Annotated in this window: 21 protein-coding genes; 5 read left to right on the forward strand and 16 right to left on the reverse strand. The window is 48.4% G+C overall.

The window, feature by feature from the left end; translation table 11 throughout:
- Nucleotides 1–270 precede the first annotated feature (270 nt).
- Nucleotides 271–438, forward strand: a complete 168-nt coding sequence (locus PPRES148_RS13310) for an RNA-dependent RNA polymerase family protein (RefSeq protein ID WP_425468240.1) — start codon at nucleotides 271–273, stop codon at nucleotides 436–438.
- Nucleotides 439–597: 159 nt separating this feature from the next.
- Here PPRES148_RS13310 and PPRES148_RS05880 read toward each other — a convergent pair whose 3' ends face one another.
- The 6 genes from PPRES148_RS05880 to PPRES148_RS05905 all read right to left on the reverse strand — a co-directional run bounded on the left by PPRES148_RS05880 (nucleotide 598) and on the right by PPRES148_RS05905 (nucleotide 7433).
- Nucleotides 598–1434, reverse strand: coding sequence for a hypothetical protein (locus PPRES148_RS05880; protein WP_149453654.1), 837 nt, complete (start codon nucleotides 1432–1434; stop codon nucleotides 598–600).
- A 169-nt stretch (nucleotides 1435–1603) separates the two neighbouring features.
- Nucleotides 1604–1798, reverse strand: a complete 195-nt coding sequence (locus PPRES148_RS05885; protein WP_149453655.1) for a hypothetical protein — start codon at nucleotides 1796–1798, stop codon at nucleotides 1604–1606.
- 148 nt (nucleotides 1799–1946) lie between these two features.
- Nucleotides 1947–2237: a hypothetical protein gene (locus tag PPRES148_RS05890; RefSeq protein WP_149453656.1), complete on the reverse strand. Its 291-nt coding sequence runs from the start codon at nucleotides 2235–2237 to the stop codon at nucleotides 1947–1949.
- Nucleotides 2238–2281: 44 nt separating this feature from the next.
- On the reverse strand, nucleotides 2282–3553 hold the full coding sequence (gene ltrA, locus PPRES148_RS05895; RefSeq protein ID WP_223127978.1) for a group II intron reverse transcriptase/maturase: 1272 nt from the start codon (nucleotides 3551–3553) through the stop codon (nucleotides 2282–2284).
- A gap of 1101 nt (nucleotides 3554–4654) precedes the next feature.
- On the reverse strand, nucleotides 4655–6364 hold the full coding sequence (locus PPRES148_RS05900; protein ID WP_149453657.1) for a transposase: 1710 nt from the start codon (nucleotides 6362–6364) through the stop codon (nucleotides 4655–4657).
- A gap of 487 nt (nucleotides 6365–6851) precedes the next feature.
- The gene (locus PPRES148_RS05905; protein ID WP_149453658.1) at nucleotides 6852–7433 is read right to left on the reverse strand and encodes a hypothetical protein; all 582 of its coding nucleotides are present in this window, start codon (nucleotides 7431–7433) and stop codon (nucleotides 6852–6854) included.
- 158 nt (nucleotides 7434–7591) lie between these two features.
- On the opposite strand from PPRES148_RS05905, the gene PPRES148_RS05910 reads away from it, so the two are divergent.
- A complete protein-coding gene (locus PPRES148_RS05910) occupies nucleotides 7592–8215 on the forward strand; it encodes a hypothetical protein (protein ID WP_149453659.1) in 624 nt (207 codons plus the stop codon).
- A gap of 1806 nt (nucleotides 8216–10021) precedes the next feature.
- Here PPRES148_RS05910 and PPRES148_RS05915 read toward each other — a convergent pair.
- The 3 genes from PPRES148_RS05915 to PPRES148_RS05920 all read right to left on the reverse strand — a co-directional run bounded on the left by PPRES148_RS05915 (nucleotide 10022) and on the right by PPRES148_RS05920 (nucleotide 13080).
- On the reverse strand, nucleotides 10022–11578 hold the full coding sequence (locus PPRES148_RS05915; RefSeq protein ID WP_246142912.1) for an APC family permease: 1557 nt from the start codon (nucleotides 11576–11578) through the stop codon (nucleotides 10022–10024).
- A gap of 7 nt (nucleotides 11579–11585) precedes the next feature.
- Nucleotides 11586–11882, reverse strand: coding sequence for a hypothetical protein (locus PPRES148_RS12550; RefSeq protein WP_246142913.1), 297 nt, complete (start codon nucleotides 11880–11882; stop codon nucleotides 11586–11588).
- 79 nt (nucleotides 11883–11961) lie between these two features.
- Nucleotides 11962–13080, reverse strand: a complete 1119-nt coding sequence (locus tag PPRES148_RS05920) for a M20/M25/M40 family metallo-hydrolase (protein WP_149453660.1) — start codon at nucleotides 13078–13080, stop codon at nucleotides 11962–11964.
- 447 nt (nucleotides 13081–13527) lie between these two features.
- On the opposite strand from PPRES148_RS05920, the gene PPRES148_RS05925 reads away from it, so the two are divergent.
- Nucleotides 13528–13737, forward strand: a complete 210-nt coding sequence (locus PPRES148_RS05925) for a hypothetical protein (protein ID WP_149453661.1) — start codon at nucleotides 13528–13530, stop codon at nucleotides 13735–13737.
- 971 nt (nucleotides 13738–14708) lie between these two features.
- Here the strand turns inward: PPRES148_RS05925 and PPRES148_RS05930 are convergent.
- The 4 genes from PPRES148_RS05930 to PPRES148_RS05945 are packed head-to-tail and all read right to left on the reverse strand — an operon-like array spanning nucleotide 14709 to nucleotide 19527.
- A complete protein-coding gene (locus PPRES148_RS05930) occupies nucleotides 14709–16364 on the reverse strand; it encodes a dihydrolipoamide acetyltransferase family protein (protein WP_149453662.1) in 1656 nt (551 codons plus the stop codon).
- Nucleotides 16365–16394: 30 nt separating this feature from the next.
- Complete coding sequence (locus PPRES148_RS05935; protein WP_149453663.1) at nucleotides 16395–17384, reverse strand: alpha-ketoacid dehydrogenase subunit beta; 990 nt, start codon at nucleotides 17382–17384, stop codon at nucleotides 16395–16397.
- Nucleotides 17362–18396 carry a thiamine pyrophosphate-dependent dehydrogenase E1 component subunit alpha gene (locus tag PPRES148_RS05940; protein WP_149453664.1) on the reverse strand — a complete coding sequence of 345 codons (1035 nt, stop codon included), beginning with the start codon at nucleotides 18394–18396 and terminating at the stop codon, nucleotides 17362–17364. Before PPRES148_RS05940 ends, PPRES148_RS05935 begins: the two co-directional genes overlap by 23 nt.
- 27 nt (nucleotides 18397–18423) lie before the next feature.
- On the reverse strand, nucleotides 18424–19527 hold the full coding sequence (locus tag PPRES148_RS05945; protein WP_149454259.1) for a Glu/Leu/Phe/Val family dehydrogenase: 1104 nt from the start codon (nucleotides 19525–19527) through the stop codon (nucleotides 18424–18426).
- 196 nt (nucleotides 19528–19723) lie between these two features.
- Here PPRES148_RS05945 and PPRES148_RS05950 point away from each other — a divergent pair, with 196 nt between their 5' ends.
- On the forward strand, nucleotides 19724–19987 hold the full coding sequence (locus PPRES148_RS05950; protein ID WP_246142958.1) for a DUF2627 family protein: 264 nt from the start codon (nucleotides 19724–19726) through the stop codon (nucleotides 19985–19987).
- Between the two features lie 1509 nt (nucleotides 19988–21496).
- Here PPRES148_RS05950 and PPRES148_RS05955 read toward each other — a convergent pair.
- From PPRES148_RS05955 to PPRES148_RS12910, 3 genes are all read right to left on the reverse strand, one after another.
- Nucleotides 21497–21787 carry a hypothetical protein gene (locus PPRES148_RS05955; RefSeq protein ID WP_149453666.1) on the reverse strand — a complete coding sequence of 97 codons (291 nt, stop codon included), beginning with the start codon at nucleotides 21785–21787 and terminating at the stop codon, nucleotides 21497–21499.
- Between the two features lie 349 nt (nucleotides 21788–22136).
- A complete protein-coding gene (locus PPRES148_RS11345; RefSeq protein ID WP_187820525.1) occupies nucleotides 22137–22310 on the reverse strand; it encodes a hypothetical protein in 174 nt (57 codons plus the stop codon).
- A gap of 733 nt (nucleotides 22311–23043) precedes the next feature.
- Nucleotides 23044–23178, reverse strand: a complete 135-nt coding sequence (locus PPRES148_RS12910; RefSeq protein WP_281289901.1) for a hypothetical protein — start codon at nucleotides 23176–23178, stop codon at nucleotides 23044–23046.
- Between the two features lie 741 nt (nucleotides 23179–23919).
- Between PPRES148_RS12910 and PPRES148_RS05960 the strand changes: the two genes are divergently transcribed.
- Nucleotides 23920–24678: a superoxide dismutase gene (locus PPRES148_RS05960; protein WP_223127979.1), complete on the forward strand. Its 759-nt coding sequence runs from the start codon at nucleotides 23920–23922 to the stop codon at nucleotides 24676–24678.
- Nucleotides 24679–24798 lie beyond the last annotated feature (120 nt).

Raw genomic sequence — 24798 nt, forward strand, 5'->3', positions numbered from 1 at the left:
ATATAAAATATTTTTACACCCCCATCTCTGTTGGGTAGGTGGGAATCGGATAAATCAGCGGAAGAGAACTGTTTTGGGCTTCCACAAAAAGGAAGCATCACAATAGGGAACCACGTGGGATTGTTCCCTTAGGATGAGAGATGGCTAAAAGACACGGTGCCATTCATCCTATCCATTGGAACCTATAGAAGGAAGGCATCACAATGAGGCGATCATAGAATAAGCCCTCCACTGGCCCATTGGTTTCTGCGCCGTATCCTGAATCGATGGTTGCAGGAATACCATCTGGATGTCAAGGTTGAAAAATATGTGGATGACATAATCCTCCATTGCGGAAATCAAGCCCAAGCTGGGTATCCCTGGGAAGAATTACAACAAAAAATGGCCCAGTGTGGTTTGAAGCTGCAACCCAAGAAAAACCAAAATCCCTATCTATAGGAACAGTCATAAAACGCAAGAAAATACAAGGAAACCTCCCTTGGTCCCCCCTTGGGTTTACGTTTCGCTCGCGCCACCGGATAGAAATGAAGCAAAGGGTCCGTCCCATCGGTACTAGTAAGTGTACAAAAAAATCAAATGAAAACGAGGAATCACAATTCAGCAAACAAAATTGCATATAGGTCTAACCCCATACTTGCAACCAAAGAGCATCACTCCCGCACAGAGACTGCTGCATCCAACAAGGGCCCCAGGGTGCCGGATAAAACGAAGGTGACGGGAGCACATAGACATACAACGCTTCCCTATCTCCGCGGCCCTTTTCCAGAATAGGGTTGAAGTGGGTAAAACACTGCAGATCTCGCCCACCATTTCCTTACAAATTTCCCAGCAATCCCGTTTAGTTCGGGGACTCTTATTGTCCCCTTCCTCTTTATTGGGAATTATGGGTTCAATGATCCCATCTGACTTAAGAATTATGATATTCTCTTCCTTCTCATCACCATGGGAAATCTCAGCCACTGCTGAAGCACCAAACACCCCAGAGGAAAATTGGCTCACGGCCCCAATGGGTTCCCCATCTTTGTAAAGGAGATGCATTTCAATATCTTGGGATGTTTCCCCCCCTTGCTCCCTTATCCTCTCCTTGAAGGATTCCGGTGCGGTTTCTTTGACAGAAATACGGATTTTTTGGGTATCCTTACGATCCTCGCTAACTTTTATTCCCCTCTTCTGTAAATAATGATTCAATTTCCGTATATCCTCACCCAGGGGGGAATCGGGAAAAGAAATTTGCTCTATCCGTAACCACTCAAACATCTTATTGAATTGTTTTCCAAAGAGACAATCAGGATTTTCAGGTTCTGATTTTGTGAGGGGGATGGGGTTTGTGTCTGTTACCCCAATACCCTTGTTTTTATTGGTGAATTCCCCCATAATTTCAGCATGGGAGGGGATTTCGAATGCAGTAGATAACGTTATAATACCCGTTACCAATATTATACTTTTGTATATAAATAAAAACAACATTATCACATCCTATTTACAATATTTCATTAAGTGTGAAAATTAAAAATAAAGTCAATATTAAAAAAATATTCCTGCAACACTATCACCCCCCCTCCACGTTGTGGATGGGGTAAACGCAACCCTACCGTAACTGACTTTACCCCATGCGTAAGGGGGAAACCCCATCGAGATCAAAAGCCATAGACCTATGGACTGGACCGTTTCTATCCAACCCTCCCCTACCTATATTGATCGTCCCTTCGGGGGAAAGAGCCAATGTGGGGAAGGAGGAATGGCCCTGTTGGAGATCAATTGCACCCTGACAAAGGCATGGGAAGGAACGAACGTACATCCCTTTTGTTTACCCAAAAGCAAGCCTGATCCCAGGTAGCGTAACTAACCTCTCTACATTTTGCAACGGGGGTGTAGTTATGTATATGGGGCTGAATACCGACGGACCGGAACCAATCCGTCCAACATTTCCGCATTGTAACACACCACTATCTAGTGTGCAAACTAGAAGGGGAGACAAAGATAGGGAGAACACGGAACCTACCCCATGAACAATTCCTAATATAATTACTGTCGAGTAGGGCTGGCATTTCAGCCAACCCTCTCACGTCGAGTAGGGCTGGCATCTCAGCCAACCCTCTCACGTCGAGTAGGGCTGGCATCTCAGCCAACCCTCTCACGTCGAGTAGGGCTGGCATCTCAGCCAACCCTCTCACGTCGAGTAGGGCTGGCATCTCAGCCAACCCTCTCACGTCGAGTAGGGCTGGCATCTCAGCCAACCCTCTCACAGAACCACACGTAATACTCTCGCATTATGCGGCTCTTATTGCCCCATCTTTGCTTCTAATACGTGCCAGTGGGCGAACAGGTCCCCGTACTTTCCTCGTATATACTGGATCCACCTTCGAGCTTTTCGCCTGCTACCGAGCTTCTTGTACTTCTTTCTGGCCCACCAGGCCAAAACGTTGTCATCGAAGCTCCGTACTAAAGCTTTCCTCAGATGTGAGGGATAAAAGGCACCATAGTAGTTCACCCAGCCCCTCAATATGGGATTGGACATTTCCGCCACCTCATGCAATTCCATGTCTGGCCTCACGTGTTTTCTTATTTCCTTCCCCCGTTTCGCTATCTTCTTCCTCGATTTTCGGCTGATGGCTGGATTGTATCCCAGAAACCTTCTTCTCCCCACGCGGGTTACGGCCTGACGCGGGCAAAACGTGAACCCCAGGAAGTCAAAGGATGTTCCTTTGTGCTTCCCCGTCTTCCAGCCGTCCTTGCAGTAGAAGATTTTGGTTTTTCTCGGATGCAGCTCCAAACCACACTGTGCCATTCTCTGTTGCAATTCTTTCAGAAGATTTTCAGCTTGGGCTTGATTTTCACAATGAAGGATCACGTCATCCACATATCTTTCAAACTCAATATCTGGATGATGTTCCTGCAACCATCGATCTAGGGCATAGTGCAGGAACAAATTGGCCAGTAGGGGACTTATTACACCCCCTTGTGGTGTGCCCTTAGTCCTTTCTTCGATAGTTCCATCGGGTAGTTGCACCGGGGCTTTTAGCCATCTCTCACAATAACGGAGCATTCTTTTATCAATGCCACAATGCTCCAATGCTCTGATGAGCAGGTCATGCGGTATATTGTCAAAGAATCCCTTTATGTCAAGATCAATCCCCCAGGCATATTTCCAGCAGCGTCTCCTATTCTTATCTACCGCCTCCAAGGCAGATTTCCCCGGGCGACATCCGTAAGAATCGGAAACAAAGCGTGGTTCCAGAAGGGGTTCGAGTCGGTTCCTAACTACCGTCTGGGCTATCCTATCTCCTATTGTGGGTATTCCGAGAGGTCTCTTCCCACCGTCTGGCTTCGGGATTTCCACCCTTCGGACCTTGGGCGGGAAATAAGACCCTGCATTCATTCGGTTCCATATCTTGTATAGGTTTTGCTTTATCTTGGTTTCAAATTTGGCAATAGATACCTTATCTATCCCATATGTTCCACCATTGTGCTTAACCTGGAACCATGCATCTAGTACCTCCTGCTTTCTGATATCGCCCCTGGACGGGTTACGATCTGATGTTGCCTGATCCAACTTCCGATCATCTCCTTATTCCAGATTGTGCGTTGGCTGGTTCAGGCTGGACAATTCAACCCCTTCGCTCCACCCTCATTACAAGGGTTTCTTCACTACTATGAGTTGATCCGACTCTGTTCACGGAGGCCTTGGTATATCCTTAGCCCTTTACACCTGGCTAAGGCCAGGTGTCCGTGCGACAGTCTCTCGTGGTTCCCTATGAGGGCCTAAATCAGGTTCATTCCATCTGTGCACCGGATGCCGCCAGGACAGTAGGTGGTTCGCCCTCCATGGCTTCGTTCCAAGGATAGGTTCCGATACCCTTGTTTCGACATCGACTGCGCCTTTCGGTGCTTTCCCCCAATGGTTCGCTTTACTAATCTCCCTGATTCACACCTGACAGGATTCTTTCGTCCTGCCTTTTCCCAGAACGCTCACCACCGTTGCTCTTTACAACAGCAGCACTGGGTGGTTTGAAACCTGCCTACCACCAGCCGATTTCGGGGGGCCCCTCCCCCATCCCTCATAGAGCACGACACGACGCACAGAACCACACGTAATACTCTCGCATTATGCGGCTCTTATTGCCCCATCTTTGCTTCTAATACGTGGGGGACGGTCAGATCTTTCTGTACGGAACCTCCATACGTCAAAAACCCGCTCCAGTAAGGAGCAGGGTTTTATTTGTTTAAAAATGTTAATTGGGAATCCAACCCGAACCCTTGTATCTATCTTTCTCTATACCTTTCAGGCCTCATTGGGTATGATTTAATATATATTCATAAATTCATTTATAGGTGCTACCGCGAAAAAGGTATCAAACTTATTAAAATATTTTTGTAGATTAAATGATGTGTTCAGTAAATGTTTATATTGTTAATGGATATAAAAACAGTCTGCTTGGGTATTTCCGGCGTAAGTTCTTTGGGGTGGAAAGGTACCCCTTTCTAGGGGGATTGCACCTGAAAATTTCGTGCAATCGGTTATTTTTTGTTGAACCACCGAAATCACCGTGGAATCATAGGATCCGGTTCCTATCTCGCCCCTTTTGCGCACACCAAAGAAACCGACATAAAGTCGAATTTTATTTTTTATTTAAATAGTATTATATATTAAACCCTATGTAGTTATGGGTGATCTTATCCTTATCTTCCTGATCTTCTTTTGAAGATAACGAACGGCCTGGGATAAATTATAAGCAGATCCTTTTGCCATCATGGCCCGTGCCACCCTCGTCTTACCACGCACCTTCATTTTGGCCGCCTGAAAACGGTTCTTCATAGAAGAACAAACCCCCTCCACAGCCGCACGACGATTCCCCTTCTCTTTGTACCCCGGTTGCTCCATTTTGTCTCGTTGTTCCGCCGTTGAATAGGACTGATCTGTGGTGCGCAGGACTCTTTCCCCCCTCTTCAGAGGTTTGGCTGCACATTGCTCGGCAAATTTACATCCCCCGCAGGTCCCCTCATGGAAGCGGGCCACTATCTTACCCTTGCCCTTCTCTCCGGGTTGGTACGTGGATGAGTCGGGGGTCTTGCCACCAGGACACTGATGGATCTTTCCATCCTTCCCCCTCTTGAACCCGCTTACCCTTTTTTTACTGGGATTTTCCTTTCTTCCCATCCTATCGGTTGGGTGTATATCGATAGTACGTTCTTTAGCCGCCTCCCTTACCTCATGGCAGTTGTACCCTCCGTCGAAATACAAGGTCTTGTTGTCCCCTGGTGCATGGTTGGATATATAGTCAACTCCAAAATCCTTATCGGAATGAAGTGCCCCTTGGGTATTCACATGGGTGAGTATACTCAATCTCTTCACCTCATCACGGGCCTCGACAAGGTTACAAACATACCCTCTACACAATTGCTTACCCTTGATACGACATTGGGCGTCTGGATCAAAGGGGCTTTGCAGACTGCCTGATGGCGAGGTGGAACGCACCATGAGTCTCTTTTGCCCTTCCTGTTCAACTCCCTCTGTCTGCTCTCCTATCACCCTTTGCAACAGTATATGGACTGGGGCGGATTGAAACTCCTTGTACTGGTTCCCAAAGTGTTTGAGGGCTAGGCAAATCTCTAGCAGTGTTGCCCTCCGTTTCATCTTGTCCGTTGGGTGATTCGCTGGTAGAAGGAGGAGGGACCTATAAGAATGGGCCTGGGCTTCGTTCACATCGGCCATCCCGCAATCTGGTTGCAAGAAGATCTCCCATTCGGAAGGAAGAGGTAGGGCAAGTTTGGCCATCGTACGAACCGAAATCCTAATCACCAAGAAAATCAACATATTGCGGCTCAGTTTCCTGATACAGCTGTCGATAAGGGTTGAATCCATCCGATAAATACTGGGATCCATGCCCACGATCCCCATCAAAAATTGGGTGAAGTCGGAGTAGAACTGTTCCTTCACATTATAGCCTTCGGTTTCCTCATAGACATTGAGGCGATTTCGACTCTCATATAGTGTTCTTTCACCCATAAGTGGTCTACCTTCTTTACCACCCAATGCCTTAAAGAGAGGGCCTTCGCGTGGAATTTGAATGATCAGCATACGGTCGCTACACCGTAAAAACTCCTTGATTATGTAGAAAATCAATGGTATGAGTATATGTATGCATGGCCTCCCAATGGTATTGTGGTAACCACTGTATCTCTTCCTATATAAGGATGCATATTCGGTGAAGAACAGGCCAAGGAGGATGAAAACAAATTCTATATCAGAAGGTTGATTCGTACCCACCAGGGATAATAGACGATTCTGCAAGTAAGTTTCCCTTTGTTCTATTTCCTCTGTTTCGTAGTCATTGGGTATTGTGTTACAACGTTGGGAAGCCATCTGTCCTCTAGTCTCCTTATATTTTTTTATTTTGATAAGGAAGATTATACAACAAGGATAGATGGCTTTTCCATATCTCTTACCATGTTTTTTAACTAACAAGATTTAATTACCATGGTTTGATACATAATAATATAAATAAACTGTTTATTATGAAATATCGTGCTGATCCATTTCCTGGGGATGCATTGAATGAAAGAGCAAGTACTATCAAATAACATTACTATATTTATTAAATTTTATTATAGGTCGGGGAGGGAACCAAATTTTGGAAACCAATGCTCTGGGTGGTACTTGTCGGATCGTTCTTTTCTGCGGTAGCACCATTCTTAATAAACAATATTACCGATTGGAAAACACCCCCGGGGCGATTTGCGGGCAAGGATCAGGAATTCAAAGTTAATTTGAGAGGGTAACAGGGTATCAATCTAAAAATTTAAATTTTTAAAAAATATTGTGAGAATTTTTCGTCTTCATTCGTACCCCCTCACTCAAGTAATCCCCTTATTTTTTGGTACATTTTGTTAAATTTTGATGGTGGACGACTTGTTGCTACAGTGGATTCATTCCCTTGTGATCGTTGATCTCCTGCTTGTGTACCCATCGCTTGCATGTTATTCGGTTGTTCTCGACCCCCCATCTGCTGGTCGATTTTTTGCTGTTGTCTCTCGTGTTTTTCTCTCATTTGGTTGAGTACTAGTAAACGATATTTCTGTAAGGGGTAGTTATCCCCCCCAAGTTCCCCTGTTTTGTATTTTCCTTCTAGATCCTTAATTTTATCTACTTCCTTTTCATGGTCCAGCCATAAGCTTGTTAGTCGGTCTTTATCTAGCTCCCTAATAGGCCCCTTCACAGGATGCTGCTGGTGGATGGCTTCTACCCCCCGCATCCCCTTTTGGAGGAGCTTTCTTTCGCCATCATTGAGGGGTTTTCGGTTATCGCCTGCTTTTTCCTCGATCTTGCCTATAAATTTGTTGAGCTTTTCCATTTGATATCCGAGATCCTGTAAACGGGCCTTATGCAATGGGGGATTTTTACGGAGTTCCTGGTCCTCTGAATTTTTTTTCATTTCCTCCCTGAGCCTTTCCCGTTGTCCATAATGGGTTTGTAATATATCTCTTCTTTTTAGATTTAGAATATGATCCATCATGGAAAGAGGCGCGGAGGAGGAGGGATGCTGGTATTGTGGCCCTGTTGTAGCACTACCCTTGTGTGGAGGCACCGGCGGTGGAGTTGTATGATGGCCCACAGAGTTCGAGGGAAGAGGAGGTAGAGGGGAAGAGGGGTTTGGGTACTGTGGCCTCATTGCAGCACTGCCCTTGTGTGGAGGCACCGGCGGTGGAGTTGTATGATGGCCCACAGAGTTCGAGGGAAGAGGAGGTAGAGGGGAAGAGGGGTTTGGGTACTGTGGCCTCATTGCGGCACTGCCCTTGTGTGGCGGCACCGGCGGTGGAGTTGTATGATGGCCCACAGAGTTCGAGGGAAGGGAAGGTAGAGGGGAAGAGGGGTTTGGGTACTGTGGCCTCATTGCGGCACTGCCCTTGTGTGGCGGCACCGGCGGTGGAGTTGTATGATGGCCCACAGAGTTCGAGGGAAGAGGAGGTAGAGGGGAAGAGGGGTTTGGGTACTGTGGCCTCATTGCGGCACTGCCCTTGTGTGGCGGCACCGGCGGTGGAGTTGTATGATGGCCCACAGAGTTCGAGGGAAGAGGAGGTAGAGGGGAAGAGGGGTTTGGGTACTGTGGCCTCATTGCGGCACTGCCCTTGTGTGGCGGCACCGGCGGTGGAGTTGTATGGCCCACGTTTCCATGTGTTGTTGGACCTGATGGAATCGAACCCCAATTGTCATTAAGAATATCGTTGAGAAGATTTTCGTCCGGGGGAGGTATAGGGGAAGAAAAGTGTGGGTATTGTGGCCTCGTTGTGGCGCTGCTCTTGTTTTGATGATGAGAAGGCGCAGCGTTTAAGCTCGTAGGGATTCCCAAATAACACCCTAAAGGGGGAAAAAGAAGAGGGGTTACAAAAAATGCTGCCTTTATTTCTTTCCTCATTATCATCACCCTGATATTGTATATATTTTTTTATTTTTTTGTATTTTATATTTTATTAATTGCATGTTATTATTATTAATAATACTAACTTTAGAAAATATATAGTATTGGATTTGATCTATATAGCCATACCTACTACTCGCCTATTCCCAACCTACAAATAGAAAATAATGAATTCTAACTAGCCCTGGGGGACAACAAGTATAAGCAACTCTCGGATGGAGCACCCGGTTTTTATTCTAAGCACCCTCAATATTTTTAGAAGGTATTATTGTTTTTCCCGACGGATACTTGGGGTTATTATATTCCCATGCGAGGCAGTTCACCGTATCTAAGAGTGGATGATGAAGATGCGGGGTACATGGGAAAACAGGGGATAGATTGCCTCACTAATGGTTGGCGGCCTACCACCTTGGATGGCTTCTTTCTCCTTGTGCACTACCGAAGGAGTCGGCCCGCGAACTTGCCTATAATAGATTAGGATTACATTTTTGCCCGCAATTCCGGTAGGAAATTTCCTGTTCGGACTGCCCCGGAAGATTACGGAACCCAACGGACGTAGGACATTAAACTAGCGATAGTAGGTTCCCGGAAATCCATACATAGATGGAATTGCCCATAACGAATAGCACCAGGATGGGTAACCACAGAGAATTCCTTGTAAATTTCTATAATTAAAAATAAAAATGGAAAATTGACTTGTTCCGCGAAATTAATATTTAAATATTATTAATACATGCTAATTATAGCACACGATTCTCTATGTAGGAAAGAACCTATTTATGTAATCTTCTTATATTTTTGTTATTTTGATAAGGAAATTATACAACAATGGAGGATGTATTTTCTATTATATCCTAACCAGTTTTCAAACCAATAAAATGTAATTCCCATTAGTTGGTACATAATAATCTGAATAAAATGTTCATTATGAAACACCGTGCTGATCTATTTCCCGAAACAGTGTTCGCATTCAACACATTTTGTACTACAGAATCGGTCAGTCAGGATGCGTTCGAACCTAGTGCAAAGATTTCTCGAAACTCCCATTCACCGCGGGTTTACATAACAATACCCCTTCCCTAGTTCTACGGATACCCATGACAACCTCGTACAGGCCACACAAAGAGGGTACCCCCTTCTGTCCGATGGATAACATTTATAACCCATGGGACCCGAAATCCCCTGGAATCCACAGAAGGCGGCTCTAGAGCAGGATCATCCCCCCTTATCATGAAATGGGGCCCTCCTATCAGAAAGAATTCGCAGAAAAATTTGGAAAGCCCTTAACCAGGAGATGGATCCTAGGACGACCATGGGAATCATGAATACCCCTCTTCTGTGCCTCGTACCATGGGAGGGGACGTTTCGGAAGAGTCCAGATTACGATTCATCTCCGCAAATACAACAGAAAGCACCGAGAAAAAGCCATGCAAGAGGCAGGTCTATTATATTAGAATATTCTGAACAATCATAGGAAACGCCTGGTCTATATTTTCATTTCATAATAATAATATTTTATTATCCCCGAAAAATGCAAGGGGACGTTCCCCCGAAGAACCAAAAGCCCCCGGAGGACACACACAGGCTCAGATGATGCCAGAAAGCTAACGTTTGAGACGAAAGGGAACTGTGGTAATGACAACATCTTTATATCTGAGTAGGAAAAAGCGGAGCAACAGGGCCGATTGATTATGAAGAATGCGGTGCCACCACTTCACGGGAATGAATTCAGCAACCAAAACTGTAATTCTCCGTTTCCTCTTTCTACCCTCATTTCTGCCCCCACTCTGACTTACATGATCCACAAAACGAAGCAGGGGATTGATCATACTACGGTAGCGGGAATGAATCACTACCAACCGAATATCGGAATACTGATTCTGCCACTCCTTCTCTAATTCTCTCCCCTTCTCCTCATCAAAGGAAATATGAACAGCTACCAATTGCCCACTCAAACTTCGAACATAGGCGATAGTATTCCTCACTACACGATTGATACCGCTCACGGGAATGATAATCAGATGTTCATCCGGATTTATGGCATCCTCCCCAGGACCCAGGCGTAACTGCTCAGCCACATCATCATAATGGCAGCGAACACGGTAAAACGCTAGAGTCAACAGGGGAAGAAAAATGAGAACAAGCCAAGCCCCTTGATCGAATTTGGTAATTGCACAAATGGAAAGGACAACAAATGTCACGATCCCCCCCAAAGCATTGAGAAAACACCGGGGCAACCAACCGCGGGGGCGTAGGGAATACCAACGTTTGACCATACCCATTTGTGATAGCGTAAATGAGAGAAACACGCCAATCGAATAGAGGGGAACAAGCTTATGCAAATCCCCACGAAAGAGAACCACTAAGGCAATGGCCGCAAGGGCCAACACAATGATCCCATTGGAGAAATTGAGACGGTCCCCCCGTAGGGCAAAGATTCTTGGCATAAAGCCGTCCTTAGCCATGATACCTGAGAGCACGGGAAAAGAAGAGAAAGCCGTATTCGCGGCAAGAATCAAAATTAGAGCGGTAGCAGCCTGGATACTATAATAAACGACCCCACGACCAAAGATTCGCTCATTGAGCTGCGAAAGTAGGGTAGTTTCCCCACCGCTCTCTGGTATAATTCTATAGGAAAAAACGAGGAGAGAAATACCCAGCAACAAAGAACCCAACAATAATCCTAAAATGGCCAACGTCCTAGCAGCACGCTTGGACTGCGGGGGATGGAAAGTAGATGTCGCGTTGGCCACCGCCTCTATTCCCGTAAGGGCAGAACAACCTGAAGCAAAGGCCCTGAGAAGTAGGAACCAGATCACCCCTGTTGAATGGGGATCAGGGGGTGCAGGGACAGGCAGCACGCCCTCTCCATCACCCATAGCCTGCCAGAAACCTGACCCAACCATAACCACCATAGCGGTGACAAAGAAATATGTGGGAAAGGCAAAAATCGTACCTGATTCACGTAAACCACGCAGGTTGAGAACCATCACAAACAGAATGAAGAAGGAGGCAATGGGAACCCTACAGGGCTGTAGATCAAAATAGGGCTGCAGAGCTGCAATGATGGCATCCGTACCCGATGTGACACTAACCGCACAAGTAAGAATATAGTCGATCTGTAGGGCAGCACCGGCCACCAAACCCGACTTCCAACCCAAATTCTCCTTAGCAACGACATAGGCCCCCCCCCCCATTAGGGTACTGATGCACAACCTGTCGATAGGAAAGGATCAACAAAGCCAATAACAGAACAATAGGAATCGTCAAATAGGGGGAGAGGCTCAAACCGATAAAACCCAGGGGAGCGAGAATATGCAACAGTTCGTGGGTTCCATAAGCTAAGGAGGATAATGCGTCCGATGCGAGGATCGGTAAAGCCTTCCAGATCGGCAATCGCTCATCCTGAAGCTGTGTAGTACGCAAAGGCCTGCCGATCAAGACACGCTTTAACCCGGAGAACATGTCTGCACCCTTTCAACCGAAATGTTATGGGCTTCACTGTTAGATACAACCATACGGACCAGGATACAGGAAAACACACCTACTCCTGGTAGTGTTCGCAAGTCTCCCATAGGGCCACCACCAATTCAGCAGCCTTATTCAACTCCCGCAGGGAAATTCTCTCTTTGGTAGTATGCACGTCCTCGTACCCAATCCCTAAGTTCACCGTCGGGATCCGGTAGCTTGTCAATACATTAGCATCACTAGCTCCACCACTACGTACATACTTTGGCGTACGACCTATACAGCGCACAGCTCTGGTAGCATGCAACACTACAGGTTCTTCCCTCGTTCGGTTGAAACTGGCATAGGGTCTTTCTACGGTAATAGCTACCTCCCCACCATAAGTGGCTGCCGTCCGAACGAAAATCCTCTCCATATGATCCACCTGCGTGTTAAGCTTAGCCTCATTGCAACTACGTGCCTCCGCCAGAATTTCCACATGATCGGGAATGATATTGGAAGCAACGCCGCCTTGAAAGCGCCCGATATTGGCCGTGGTCTCCGCATCAATACGGCCTAGCCGCATATGCGAAATGGCACGGCTGGCGATTCGGATTGCACTAATGCCCTTCTCAGGCATCAGACCTGCATGAGCGGAACGACCATAAATTGTTGTCTGTAGCACTGCTTGCGCGGGAGCCGATACCACAATCGATCCCACATCCCCATCACAATCCAGCACAAAACCGTAGGGGGAACGTAGGCAGGAGGAATCAATATTACGCATACCCACCAAACCTGCCTCCTCGCCTACTGTCAATACGATTTCGAGAGGAGGTAATGTGCGTCCCTTCTCCTGCCAAACCTGCAAACCCTCTAGAAGAGCTGCTAGACCTGCCTTATCATCTGCACCCAAAACCGTTGTCCCATCGGAGGTTACATAATCCTTCCCCACCCGTGGTTGTACACCAACACCGGGTTTTACGGTATCCATATGACAACTGAAAAGCACAGGTGTACCTTCCGTCCTACTACGGGCGATGATATTACCCGCCGCATGTCCTGTTCGAACCATGCTATCATCCTCATGGGCTATGAGTCCCAATTGCTCACAACGTTGTAGAAGGTAATCGCAAATGGCCCGCTCTTGTCCTGTTTCACTGTCAATTTGAACCAGGGTAATAAACTGATCCAACAAACGCTGCGGATTAATCATACCGACCCCTTTTTATGACAGAATATCGGATCTATTGCACACCATGTTGAATTTTGGAGCCATTCACACCCCACACTATCCTTATGTAGATCCCCGATCCGGTTGAAGAAAAACCCTCAGAAGGGTTACAATGGGAGCATCCCATCCATCATCCCCTTTATTCTTCCCGAAGGTGGTGAGTCTGCCATTGTGTCACCCCGTGTAATCAAAATCATTGTATGGTTCACAATCCTAGTTCTTGTGGTTAGTTATTATGTTTGATCATCGGTTCTGTTTAGCTGGGATCCATTCCGTCAAATCCGCGTTTTCTATCCACTACGGACAGTGGGAAGTGCCACGGAAATTTCCCATCGCGGTATCCCTTACTACCCGGAGAAATCCACCTTTTTACCCCCTCATACCCTTTGGCTACCACTCCATTCTCCCACAAGGAAGGAGGTGCTTCCGTTGGTACAACCTATGCTGGAAACAGGAACAACCCTGGTTCTAATTATCGTCACCATACTGAGCATCATGGGTACCCTCTACAATATCCGTACAGGAAACCGTGCAGGGGCCTTTCTCGGTGGAATGTTGACCCTAGGGATCATGGGAGTAACCGGTTTGGCAACTTTTACCTGGTTATTTCCTGATGTTCCACTCCCCTTCACCCAATGACCCCCCGGAAACCCAAAAGGGGAACACCCCTCTATCCTAAAGGAGCCCCATATACTTCCCGCATCGTCCCATCACACTCTGCTCGGGGACTATTGTATCAAACCCAACCCATACAAGAAAGACCCTACCGATACACTATCATGACTAGGAAACTTTCCCTATGCGGTAGAAGGGCTACCAGAGATCTTGCACAGTTCTTTCTTCGTTGGACTGTACTTACCCCATTGGGGGTGACTAACGACAGAAAGGACATTTTTTTATTTAAATAATTTTATATAATATCTTATATCTATAAATTTTATTTTTGTTCATATTTATTATTTCCATAATGTATGTGAAATTAGGAATTTATATGTCAAGAATGTCGCTTCCTCCGATCCCAAAGAATTGGGGACCTTCCCCCATGAAATTACATAAGTAATCATCTTCAGTTTATGAAAGATTAGGAAAGAAAATCCCTCTTGAGGTACCCGTCAAACGGATCGCTATGTGCATTATTATCAACCTATATATACAATTACTCCTTTATTATAATTTCATAAATTATATTTATGAAAACAAGGGTATCGATTGTGGATATCCTAATTTCTATATATTGTATAAGTAATTTTCCATATCAATAAAACAAGATTTTGGGTGGTAATTACTCCTATACGTAAGTAAATAAACGTAAATGAGAGAGGGTTATTCGCATCCCCATGGTATGAGAACATTCCCCACTCAAGAGTCTCCCTATTTTGGATCCCAAATTCCATTCTCTAAGATTTGTCCCCCAAAATATCCCCCGGGGAACACCCAAACCCCTTATCCTGGAACAGATTCTATAATCCCTATCGTTTTTTCACTATATAAACTTCCTAACACCAAAAAGCCAGCTCTTTTCCTCAGAGCAGGCCCCTATATCAAAAATCCTATTCTTTTGACTAAATTCCGAAACATTCTTGCGTCCCCACCACAAAAGAACCCCAAATTCAAATCGACTGTGTAGGCGAATAGGCTTCCAGGCGTTCCTTTACCGCATGCAGGAAAGCAGCAGCCCCAGATCCATCTAAGACGCGATGATCAATTGTTAGGGATAAATTCATGCGATCACGGATTGCGATCATATCATGATCCACCACAACAGGTACACGGCGAATAACCTCACAAGCCAACATGGCCGCCTGGGGTGGATTGAGGATAGAATGGGAAACCACCGATCCCAACGCGCCCGTGTTATTGAGAGTGAACGTCGCATCTTGCAAATCCTCAGGTGATAGCTTCCCTTGACGGGTGCGATCAATCAAACGCTGTGTAGCCTGTGCCAGACCATGTAGACTGAGCGTATCTGCATCTCGTAGTACGGGCGTATACAAACCTGAACCATGGGAGATAGCAACAGCAATATGAACGTTACGATAGGACCGAATCCCTACATCCTCGGAAACAAAGGAGGCATTTACCGAGGGACACTCCCGCAAGGCCTCCGCGGCGGCCTTCAAGAAAAAGGGCAGATACGTAAGTGGTACGCCCTCGCGATGCTGAAACGCATCCTTTTCCTGATTCCGGAGTGCCACCAATCCAGAAACATCCGCCTCCATCATCAACCAGGCCTGGGGTGCTGTCTGCCAACTTTGCACCATCCTCTGCGAAATTATCTTACGCATCGGTGTCAACGGCAAATCACGACCGGGAACTGATGATGAAGGGGGAGAGGGAGAAGAGGGAACCGAAGGTGGGGCAGATGCATCGGAAACTGATTCGGCGGGAGACGTTCTTTCCCCAGTGAATACCCCTTCCTCGACAAGGTCGGATACCACAGGGATCCCCCCCTCCTCCATCGCAACGGACAGAACAGGTTCTACCTCCTTCGACATCTTCTCCTGGCTGAAAAGGGCAGGCTCATCAACAACCGCACCACCCTCTCCCTCCCAAACGGGTAATGCATGGGCCCCACTGGTGGAAACAGGTACCCTGCGATCCCTAATCCCCCCCTCTCCATCCTCTTTCTGCTGCTTCTGGATCCATTTCCAAACATCGTCACGGGTTACACGGCCACCCCTACCCGTACCCGGAACCTCGCTGATATCAACATTATACTGCTCCGCCAAACGGGCCACAACGGGAGCCACTCTCCCTCGTAGTCGGGCTGCAGATGGGGATTCTCCCCCCTCTTCCCCCTGTTGATCCGTTGGGGGGCGATCCACAATTTCCGATGGCGGTACTAAATCCTCAACCTGGGACGAGGACAACGTCGGATAACGGGCCTCCATACGCTCCCCCGGTTCCAAAATCTCCACCGGCTCACTATGGCGACCACCCACTACTGACTCCCCGCTCCCTTCCCCCCCCGACGAAACCGACGCTGTGGGAAACCCAGCGGACTGGGAAGCCAATGCTTGAAATTCCGCCTGATCAGCCACAATTTGACATATAGGCTTACCAACACCAATGGTGCTGCCCGCCGGGGCAAAAATCCGCGCCATCACCCCTGTATAGGGGGAGGGTACCTCAGCATTTACCTTGTCCGTTGCTACCTCACAAATGGGCTCGTAGAGAGCTACAGGATCTCCTGGCTTCTTCAACCAACAACTAATCATCCCCTCCGTCACACTCTCGCCCAACTGCGGCATGCGTATCATACTCATTCACTATCCCTCCACACTCTACACAAAAACCTACTCCTGTATCAATGATCGCAGAGCATATGCCACCGTTTTGGCGTTAGGCAAAAAGGCTTGTTCTAACACATCGCTGTACGGAACCGCAGGTACATCGGGAGCCGCTACACGACGGATGGGAGCGTCAAGCACCCAAAAGGCATTCTCCGCAATGCAGGCTGCTACCTCCCCACCAAATCCCCCCGTTCGATTATCTTCATGGACAATCAATACCCTACCTGTCCTGGCAACTGCCCGATAAATGGCCTCCCTATCTAGGGGAACCAACGTACACAGATCCAGGATATGCACAGAGAAACCTTCATCTGTCAACAGCCGTGCCGCCTCCATAGCCCAATGAACTGCCATCCCATATGCAATGACAGTCACATCCGTTCCTTCCCTCCGCACACGCGCCTTACCTAACTCCGGTAGACGCCCCCCTTCAGGAACCTTCTCCCTCAAACTGGGCCAACGATACATCTTCTTGTGCTCAAAAAACAACACAGGGTCCTCACTACGAATAGCTGCCTGCAGCAAACCCTTTGCGTCCGTGGGTGTAGAAGGCATAACGATCGTCAGACCAGGAACATGGGTGAAAGAGGCCTCCACACATTGCGAATGATACAAACCGCCATGCACACCACCACCGTAGGGGGCGCGGATGACTAAGGGACAAGTAAAACTATTATGGGAACGATAACGTAACTTGGACGCCTCACTGATGATTTGATTGCAAGCTGGATAGATAAAATCAGCAAATTGCACCTCGGCTACGGGACGCAACCCATAAGCGGCGGCACCAATCCCTACACCCACAATCGCTGCCTCTGAGAGGGGCGTATCCAGAACCCGATCAGCGCCAAACTGCGCCTGAAGTCCCGCTGTGACGCGAAAGACCCCACCAAGCTGCCCTATGTCCTCACCCAGGAGAAAAACATTCGGATCACGTTCCATTTCCGTTCGGAGAGCCGCAGTAATCGCCTCAATATAGGAAAGAACTGCCATCGTCCGGTCCCTCCCTGTGAACTCCAGCACGAACATATCGCCCTAGAGTACTAGGATTGGGGAACGGCGCTGCCTCTGCCTGGCGAATTGCCTCATCCACTTGTTCTACCGCCTGTTGATCACAACGATTCAACTCTGACTCACTCGCCAAACGGAATTGAAATAAATATTGACGTAAACGCGGCAAAGGGTCCTGTTGGTGATCCTGCATTTGTTCTACCTCTGTCCGATAAACTCGATCATCATCATCACTAGAGTGGGGCCGCAATCGGGGCACCCATGCCTCCAACAACGTCGGACCCCTCCCATCGCGTGCACGCTGTACGGCCTCTTGCACTGTCCTATACACCTGAAAGATATCCGTCCCATCCAAATGTACACCGTAAAAACCATACCCCGCCGCTCGTTTTGCAATACTCCCCCCGGCCACTTGCCGGGTCAGGGGAACAGAAATCGCATAACGATTGTTCTGCACAAGAAAAATAACGGGCAAGTGGTATACACCGGCGAAATTGCAGGCCTCGTGAAACTCCCCTTGACTCGTGGCACCCTCACCACATGAGGCTAAAACAACCCCCCGCTCCTTGCGCAAACGCATGGCATAGGCAATTCCAACGGCATGCAAAACCTGCGTCGCCGTGGGACTAGAACCACTCAAAACCCTCCGTTTGCGATCACTATAGTGGGCCAACATCTGTCGCCCACCACTATTAGGATCATCACGACGAGCAAAAGCCGCTAACATAGCATCTAGAGGGGTCTGCCCCAAAGCAAGCATCATACCAAGATCACGGTAATAAGGACAAAACCAATCCTCCCGCGGCGTCAGTGCAGCAACGCTTCCCACCTGTACAGCCTCATGACCTTGGCAGGAAACAACAAAGGATATCTTGGCTGCCCGATTGAGTAACCAGAGCCTCTCATCCACTGTACGGGCCAATCGCATCGTTTGATACATAGAAAATAACTGTGCATCGGAAATACCAAGCATACGGTGCACTGACTCCCCCATCGTCCCCTCCTCCCCAGACCACCCCCATCACTTTCGCACCCTTGCGGGACCGTAGAACCCCGAGGGGCAGTCCTTCCGCTGTTCCCTGGCCCCCCGCAAACGATCCTCTACCATACAATCAGCCACCTCAAGTGGCGTAACGAACTTCCGCTGCGCTGTATCCAATAGCACCTGAATCGTATCATAAATCGTATGTACCCGTTCTCGTATCATAGCCTCATCATAACCGTGTAACATCGTATCAGCTACACAAATCAATCCCCCCGCATTGATACCATAATCGGGAACATACAAAATATTACGAGTCGCCAGAGCTGCAGCATGACGGGGGGGATCCTCCAATTGATTGTTAGCAGAACCTGCTATTACCCTACAACGAAGTTGGGGTATGGTTTGATCGTTCAGAATGCCCCCCCGGGCACAGGGCGCAAAAACATCGCAAGCTGTCTTATGAAGAATCCCCGGATCTACCACCGTAGCCCCGTAGTTCCGGGCCACATAAGCCGCACGCTCAGGAATGTAGTCAGCCACAGTGAGTACGGCACCCGCTTTTGCCAAGTAACGGCAGAGATGGGTAGAGGTAGCCCCCGCCCCCTGTAACGCCACGTGTTTCCCCCGCAGGGAATCACTGCCCTCCTTGTGCCCTAGGGCTGCCTGAATACCACGGAAAACCCCATAGGCGGTGAGGGAAGACGGGTCACCTGATCCACCCGCCTCCTTCCTGAAACCCGTAACATAGGGGGTGACGTCACGAATCTCCTGCATATCCTGTTCCGTGGTTCCCATATCCTCTGCCGTAATGTATACACCGTGCAACTGCTGCACGGCTCGCGCAAAGGAGCGAATGAGGGTAGGAGTCTTATCCGTCATGGAATCACCAATGATAACAGCCTTTCCCCCGCCCAAGGGAAGGCCTGCCAAAGCCGACTTATAAGTCATACCCTGGGCAAGACGAACGACATCCCTTACCGCCTCCGCTGAAGTGGCATAGGGCAGCATACGCAACCCCCCTAGGGCAGGACCCAGGGTGGTATCATGGATAGCGATAATGGCCCGCAACTGCGTCGCGGGATCGTGGCAAAATACCAGTTGTTCACAACCATGGTCCTCCATCTCACGAAACGGCACCATGAGAAACAACACCCCTCTTTTTGCTCTTCTTCTAGGACCACCCTCCACCGCAAATCTAGTCAAACCGATGAAAATATGAAATAGCGTAAATCATAAAATTGCGATGCCCCCAAATGCAACGGGGTGATCCATCTGTTGTGAATAAGATTTCCCCTGCGATACAATGGCGCTAAAAACAAAAGGGGTGCCAGTGACCATGCATCGTTTTTATCGGATTGTGATACTTTGTATTCTAGCTTTGCCCGTCATCTTCTCCGTGTGGGCATGGACACAACTACGTGACCTCTGTTTCTCCATCCTCAGTGGACAGGAATTTTCATGGATAGAGACCATAATCTACCTCTTATCCTTCCTCGCCGGGTTTGCCCCCATTTCTGGCCTCTTTTATTATCGTTACCAAACTACAGCTCGCCTGCGAAAGGCCACCCGGGCACGTCGACAGAAGAGGGGGGCCACGTAGAGAACGGTTACTGCATACCCATCATCTATCAAATCGATTACCACCATCATAGCGGAAAAACGCTCCTTCTCCCCCCTAAGCATACCACGTGGGGAATCGGGCGCGGAACCCTATCGAATAAAAACCTCATTCCCTCCATGCGATAGAAGCACACATGGGGAAATCATTTTCCCTAAGGGATCATCATTACGTCCACATTACGCAAAAAACGGAAAAAATAGTATCCCCCCACCCGTTCCTATGCGTACCACAAAATGGGGTAAAGAGACAACAGGTACGGAAATCTGTCTACGACATGCTCTTCTTCATAAAGCATATCTATCATCACATTATGAACAAAAAAACGATAAAGTGGGGAAAGGAAGAGCCATATCCAGCCCAACCACCCCCTTCAGTCCGATGGCAAATGGGGAACGAATGGATGATCCCCAACGGAGATAACCGATCCGTAACACACCCCCCCAATCCATAGATTGCAGAAAATTAGAGGATTATCGATACACGGGATCATACTATCCTGCCCACAATCCCCCCTCACAATGATAAGGCATACCGGAAAAACCGAGCCGCAAAATAGAAAAATATATACAGTGGAAACCAATCCCAACACAAACCAATTATTTTCACTTATCCCCCAAGCTACATCCAATGGACACACTCGATGGCAACATCCGAGCAGGTGTGTCCATTCTTCCAGGGGAATTTTTAATCCGGTTCTATCGCGGAAAGAAACAATCCAACAATTCCCACCCTACCCAGAACATCATTGAGTAGAGGCCGGCATCTCAGCCAACCCTCTCACAGCACCACGCGTAATGCTCTCGCATTATGCAGCTTTTATTACCCCATAAAAAATGAATTCTTATCCATCACATATAAAATACAGGGGAAGGAAAACCCATAAACAAAATACAAATTGTTAACTTTGTGAATTTTTACTATTTATAAAAAATAAAATAAATCCAATAAGGGGCGTTTCCATTCCACAGTCCCACATTCATCCATCTGAAAACCCCATCCACACGGAGGATTACCCCTGCTGGAACACCAAGAAAGGGGGCAAAAAAATAAACACGGTATTCCATATCAGTATCCCCTCACAAAAATGAACCCAACACTCCCGCGTGATCCGTCCTCTTTCGTTCCATCCCAATCTTCAAACCATTCAGATCCTACCCCTCGATTGAGAAAGCTCCTACTCACTACCATAGGCTGGTCCAACCCTGTACACCGGACTCCCGATCCAACCTAGGGTATTTTACATCGGACAGCAACCAGGTTCACCATACAACGTCGAATAAGCCCGGTATTTCCATCAGAGACCTTCATGGAAACGAACTCCAACACCCTCCGCGTTATCTGGTCCCTCCCACCCCATACAAATCAACGGCGCACAACATATATGTCCATATGATTATTGTGTTGACTACAGGACCGGTATGATCCATCGTTTTTCCACTTGATCTTTCTGGAACCAGTCAGGGAAACCCAGTTCCTTTGCTCCTCCCATTACATGGATTCATACGCTACTACGAACCAATCCGCATCTGTATGTAGGAACGACCCTCGATATCCCCTGATCTTTACAACCTGGCGACGATCGGCCGCTAGGCACCCGCACAACAATTCCCAGAAAAGTACGTGTTGAAGGTTCATTCCGCCTGTACACCGCACAATGCTAGGATGATAGGTCTCTATATCCATAGCTTTAGTCCTAAGGATAAAGGGATCCATACCCCGATTCTGACATGAACGGCCCCTTTCGTCGAGTAGACCCGGCATTTCAGCCGAGTCCCTCACAGATCCGGACATGATACTCTCGCATCATCCGGCTCTTCTCATCCCATCCCAATCTTCAGACCCTTTAGGTCCTACTTCGATTATGGGGATGTTGCTCCGAGGTTCCAGTGACCTCCTATAGTGGATCTCCACTAAAGTTGTCGTTTGATCTCCTCCAGCGGATCTCCCGCTAAAGTTCTCATCTAACTGTCCTCCGCAGGATGAGTCAGCCCCTTCGCTCCACTTCCATTACAGAAGCTTCCTCACTACTATGAGCTGATCCGACTTCGTGCACGGAACCTCGGTTTGTCCTCGGTCTTTATACATCTGGCGACAGCCAGACGCCGTACGACGATCTCTCAAGTTCCGATCAAGAGCCTACATCGGGTTCATCCCGCCTGAACACCGCATGCCACCGGGGCAGTAGATAGGTCATCCCCCACGGTTCATCCCGACGTTCGGGACCCACATCGGTTTTGACATGGACTATACCTTTCGATGCGTCTTCGGCTGGTTCGCTTTCGCTGATCTCCCCGATTCCCACCTGACAGGGTCATGCCCTGCCTTTTCCTAGATCGCTCACCACCGGGGTGTTTCCACACCAGCGTCGAGTAGACCCGGCATTTCAGCCGAGTCCCTCACAGAACTGGACGTGATACTCTCGCATCATCCAGCTCTTCTCATCCCATCCCAATCTTCAGACCCTTTAGGTCATACTTCGATTATAGGGATGTTGCTCCGAGGTTCCAGTGATCTCCTCCAGCGGATCTCCCACTAAAGTTTCATTTTACTGTCCTCCTCAGGATGAGTCAGCCCCTTCGCTCCACTCCCATTACAGAAGCTTCCACACTACTATGAGCTGATCCGACTTCGTGCACGGAACCTCGGTTTATCCTCGGTCTTTCCATCTGGCGACAGCCGGACGCCGTACGACGATCTCTCAAGTTCCGACCAAGAGCCTAAATCGGGTTCATCCCGCCTGTACACCGCATGCCACCGGGGCAGAAGATAGGTCGTCCCCCACGGTTTATCCCGACGTTAGTGCCCCACCTCGGTTTTGACATGGACTACGCCTTTCGATGCGTCTTCGAACGGTTCGCTTTCGCTGATCTCCCCGATTCCCACCTGACAGGGTCATGCCCTGCCTTTTCCTAGATCGCTCACAACCAGGGCACTTTACCCCAGCAGCACTAGGCAGTTTGTAACCTGCTACCTACCAGCCGGTTACGAAGGGCCGAGCAACCTTCATCTCTTGAACGACTTCTTGACACACAGCACTAGGCGGTTTGTAACCTGCTACCTATCAGCCGGTTACGAAGGGCCGAGCAACCTTCATCTCTTGAACGACTTCTTGACACACATCCCGCCTGTACACCGCATGCCACCGGGGCAGAAGATAGGTCGTCCCCCACGGTTTATCCCGACGTTAGTGCCCCACCTCGGTTTTGACATGGACTACGCCTTTCGATGCGTCTTCGAACGGTTCGCTTTCGCTGATCTCCCCGATTCCCACCTGACAGGGTCATGCCCTGCCTTTTCCTAGATCGCTCACTACCAGGGCGCTTTACCCCAGCAGCACTAGGCGGTTTGTAACCTGCTACCTACCAGCCGGTTACGAAGGGCCGAGCAACCTTCATCTCTTGAACGACTTCTTGACACACAGCACTAGGCGGTTTGTAACCTTCTACCTACCATCCGATTACGAAGGGCCGAGCAACCTTCAACTCCTGAACGACTTCTTGACACATGATGCGCTATCGGTCGGTTCGCCCACGCTAATCCTCTCATCAACACTGGCCTGATGAGGCGGGATCATGTCCTCCTTTTCCTTAGTCGCTCGCAACCTATTATGCCCCCCTAACATCATGCCGCCAGGATGGTAAGTAGATAGGGTCCTATCATCCCCCTTGATCTATCCTGATGCTGGTCGATGACTCCCCTGATTCCTACCTGACAAGGTCCAGTCCTGCCTTTTCCTACAATCGCTCACAACCAAAATAACTTTAACCCCATCGGCACCAAACGGTTCTTAATCCTCTCTACCTATCAACCGATTATAAAAGGACAAACAATCTCCCTCCCTTGGACGACTCCTTGACACACGATTCCCTACACTTTCCCCCCAACCATTTCAGATGAGGAGCCAAAGCACCATGTACAATCCAAGGCCACTTTACCTTATGCCTCCCCCTTATATTTATCCTTGGATGGCAAGCTACCCTACTATTCCAACTCCCACACAAAACGAAAATCCATCACCACCTAGGGACAGGGAATCACTGCAACCCGTCCCCATCGGGGGCCACGAGCTACCCCGCCTCGCCTACCGCTATGATGCCCTAGAACCCTACATTGTGGAGCGAATTATGATCATTCACCACAGGGTACTCCATTGTGGTTATGTAAAAACCCTCAATAAGACGGAATTAGCCCTAAAGAAAGCCCGTGAGAGTAACAATTACGAATCCATTCGTTGTCTGGAACGTGATGCCGCCTACTATGGCGCAGCACATTATCTACATACCCTGTTCTGGGAAACGATGAGACCTTTTGCGGTCTCCATACCCCCCGCCAGATTAAGAAAACAATTGGAGGACGACTACGGTAGCCTCGCAGCCTTCAAAAAACAGTTTGAAGAGGCAGCCCTGGCAGTGGAGATGTCGGGGTGGGCTATTCTGACCTGGTGCCCTCGTTCCCAACGCACTGCGATCCTAATGACAGACAAACATCCTAATCTAACACAATGGGAGTCCATCCCCCTTCTCCCATTGGATATGGCAGAACACGCCTACTTTTTGCAATATACGTACCGAAAACAGAACTATATCAGGAACTGGTGGGCGGTTGTGAACTGGACAGAAGTAGAGAGACGCTGGCTCATCGCCCGCCAGGTACGCTGGGAACCCTGTTAGCATGAAATACGAAGAAAAAAACATCCGGGGATAGGGAATGATGAACCCCTGTCCCCTGGAGGAAGGGTAGGGGCAGATCATTACAAAAATGATCCGCCCTCCTATTTCCCCAATCAATCC

It is taken from the genome of Pasteuria penetrans (assembly GCF_900538055.1).
Classification (GTDB): Bacteria; Bacillota; Bacilli; order Thermoactinomycetales; family Thermoactinomycetaceae; genus Pasteuria; species Pasteuria penetrans.

Excerpts from the sequence above, each read along its gene's own strand:
- PPRES148_RS12550 (WP_246142913.1), bottom strand. The coding sequence starts at position 11,882 with ATGTTCTCCGGGTTAAAGCGTGTCTTGATCGGCAGGCCTTTGCGTACT.
- PPRES148_RS05940 (WP_149453664.1), bottom strand. The coding sequence starts at position 18,396 with ATGGGGGAGTCAGTGCACCGTATGCTTGGTATTTCCGATGCACAGTTA.
- PPRES148_RS05950 (WP_246142958.1), top strand. The coding sequence starts at position 19,724 with ATGCATCGTTTTTATCGGATTGTGATACTTTGTATTCTAGCTTTGCCC.
- PPRES148_RS05960 (WP_223127979.1), top strand. The coding sequence starts at position 23,920 with ATGTACAATCCAAGGCCACTTTACCTTATGCCTCCCCCTTATATTTAT.
- PPRES148_RS05885 (WP_149453655.1), bottom strand. The coding sequence starts at position 1,798 with ATGTACGTTCGTTCCTTCCCATGCCTTTGTCAGGGTGCAATTGATCTC.
- PPRES148_RS05935 (WP_149453663.1), bottom strand. The coding sequence starts at position 17,384 with ATGGCAGTTCTTTCCTATATTGAGGCGATTACTGCGGCTCTCCGAACG.
- PPRES148_RS05930 (WP_149453662.1), bottom strand. The coding sequence starts at position 16,364 with ATGAGTATGATACGCATGCCGCAGTTGGGCGAGAGTGTGACGGAGGGG.
- PPRES148_RS05945 (WP_149454259.1), bottom strand. The coding sequence starts at position 19,527 with ATGGTGCCGTTTCGTGAGATGGAGGACCATGGTTGTGAACAACTGGTA.
- PPRES148_RS05905 (WP_149453658.1), bottom strand. The coding sequence starts at position 7,433 with ATGAAAAAAAATTCAGAGGACCAGGAACTCCGTAAAAATCCCCCATTG.
- PPRES148_RS05900 (WP_149453657.1), bottom strand. The coding sequence starts at position 6,364 with ATGGCTTCCCAACGTTGTAACACAATACCCAATGACTACGAAACAGAG.
- PPRES148_RS05920 (WP_149453660.1), bottom strand. The coding sequence starts at position 13,080 with ATGATTAATCCGCAGCGTTTGTTGGATCAGTTTATTACCCTGGTTCAA.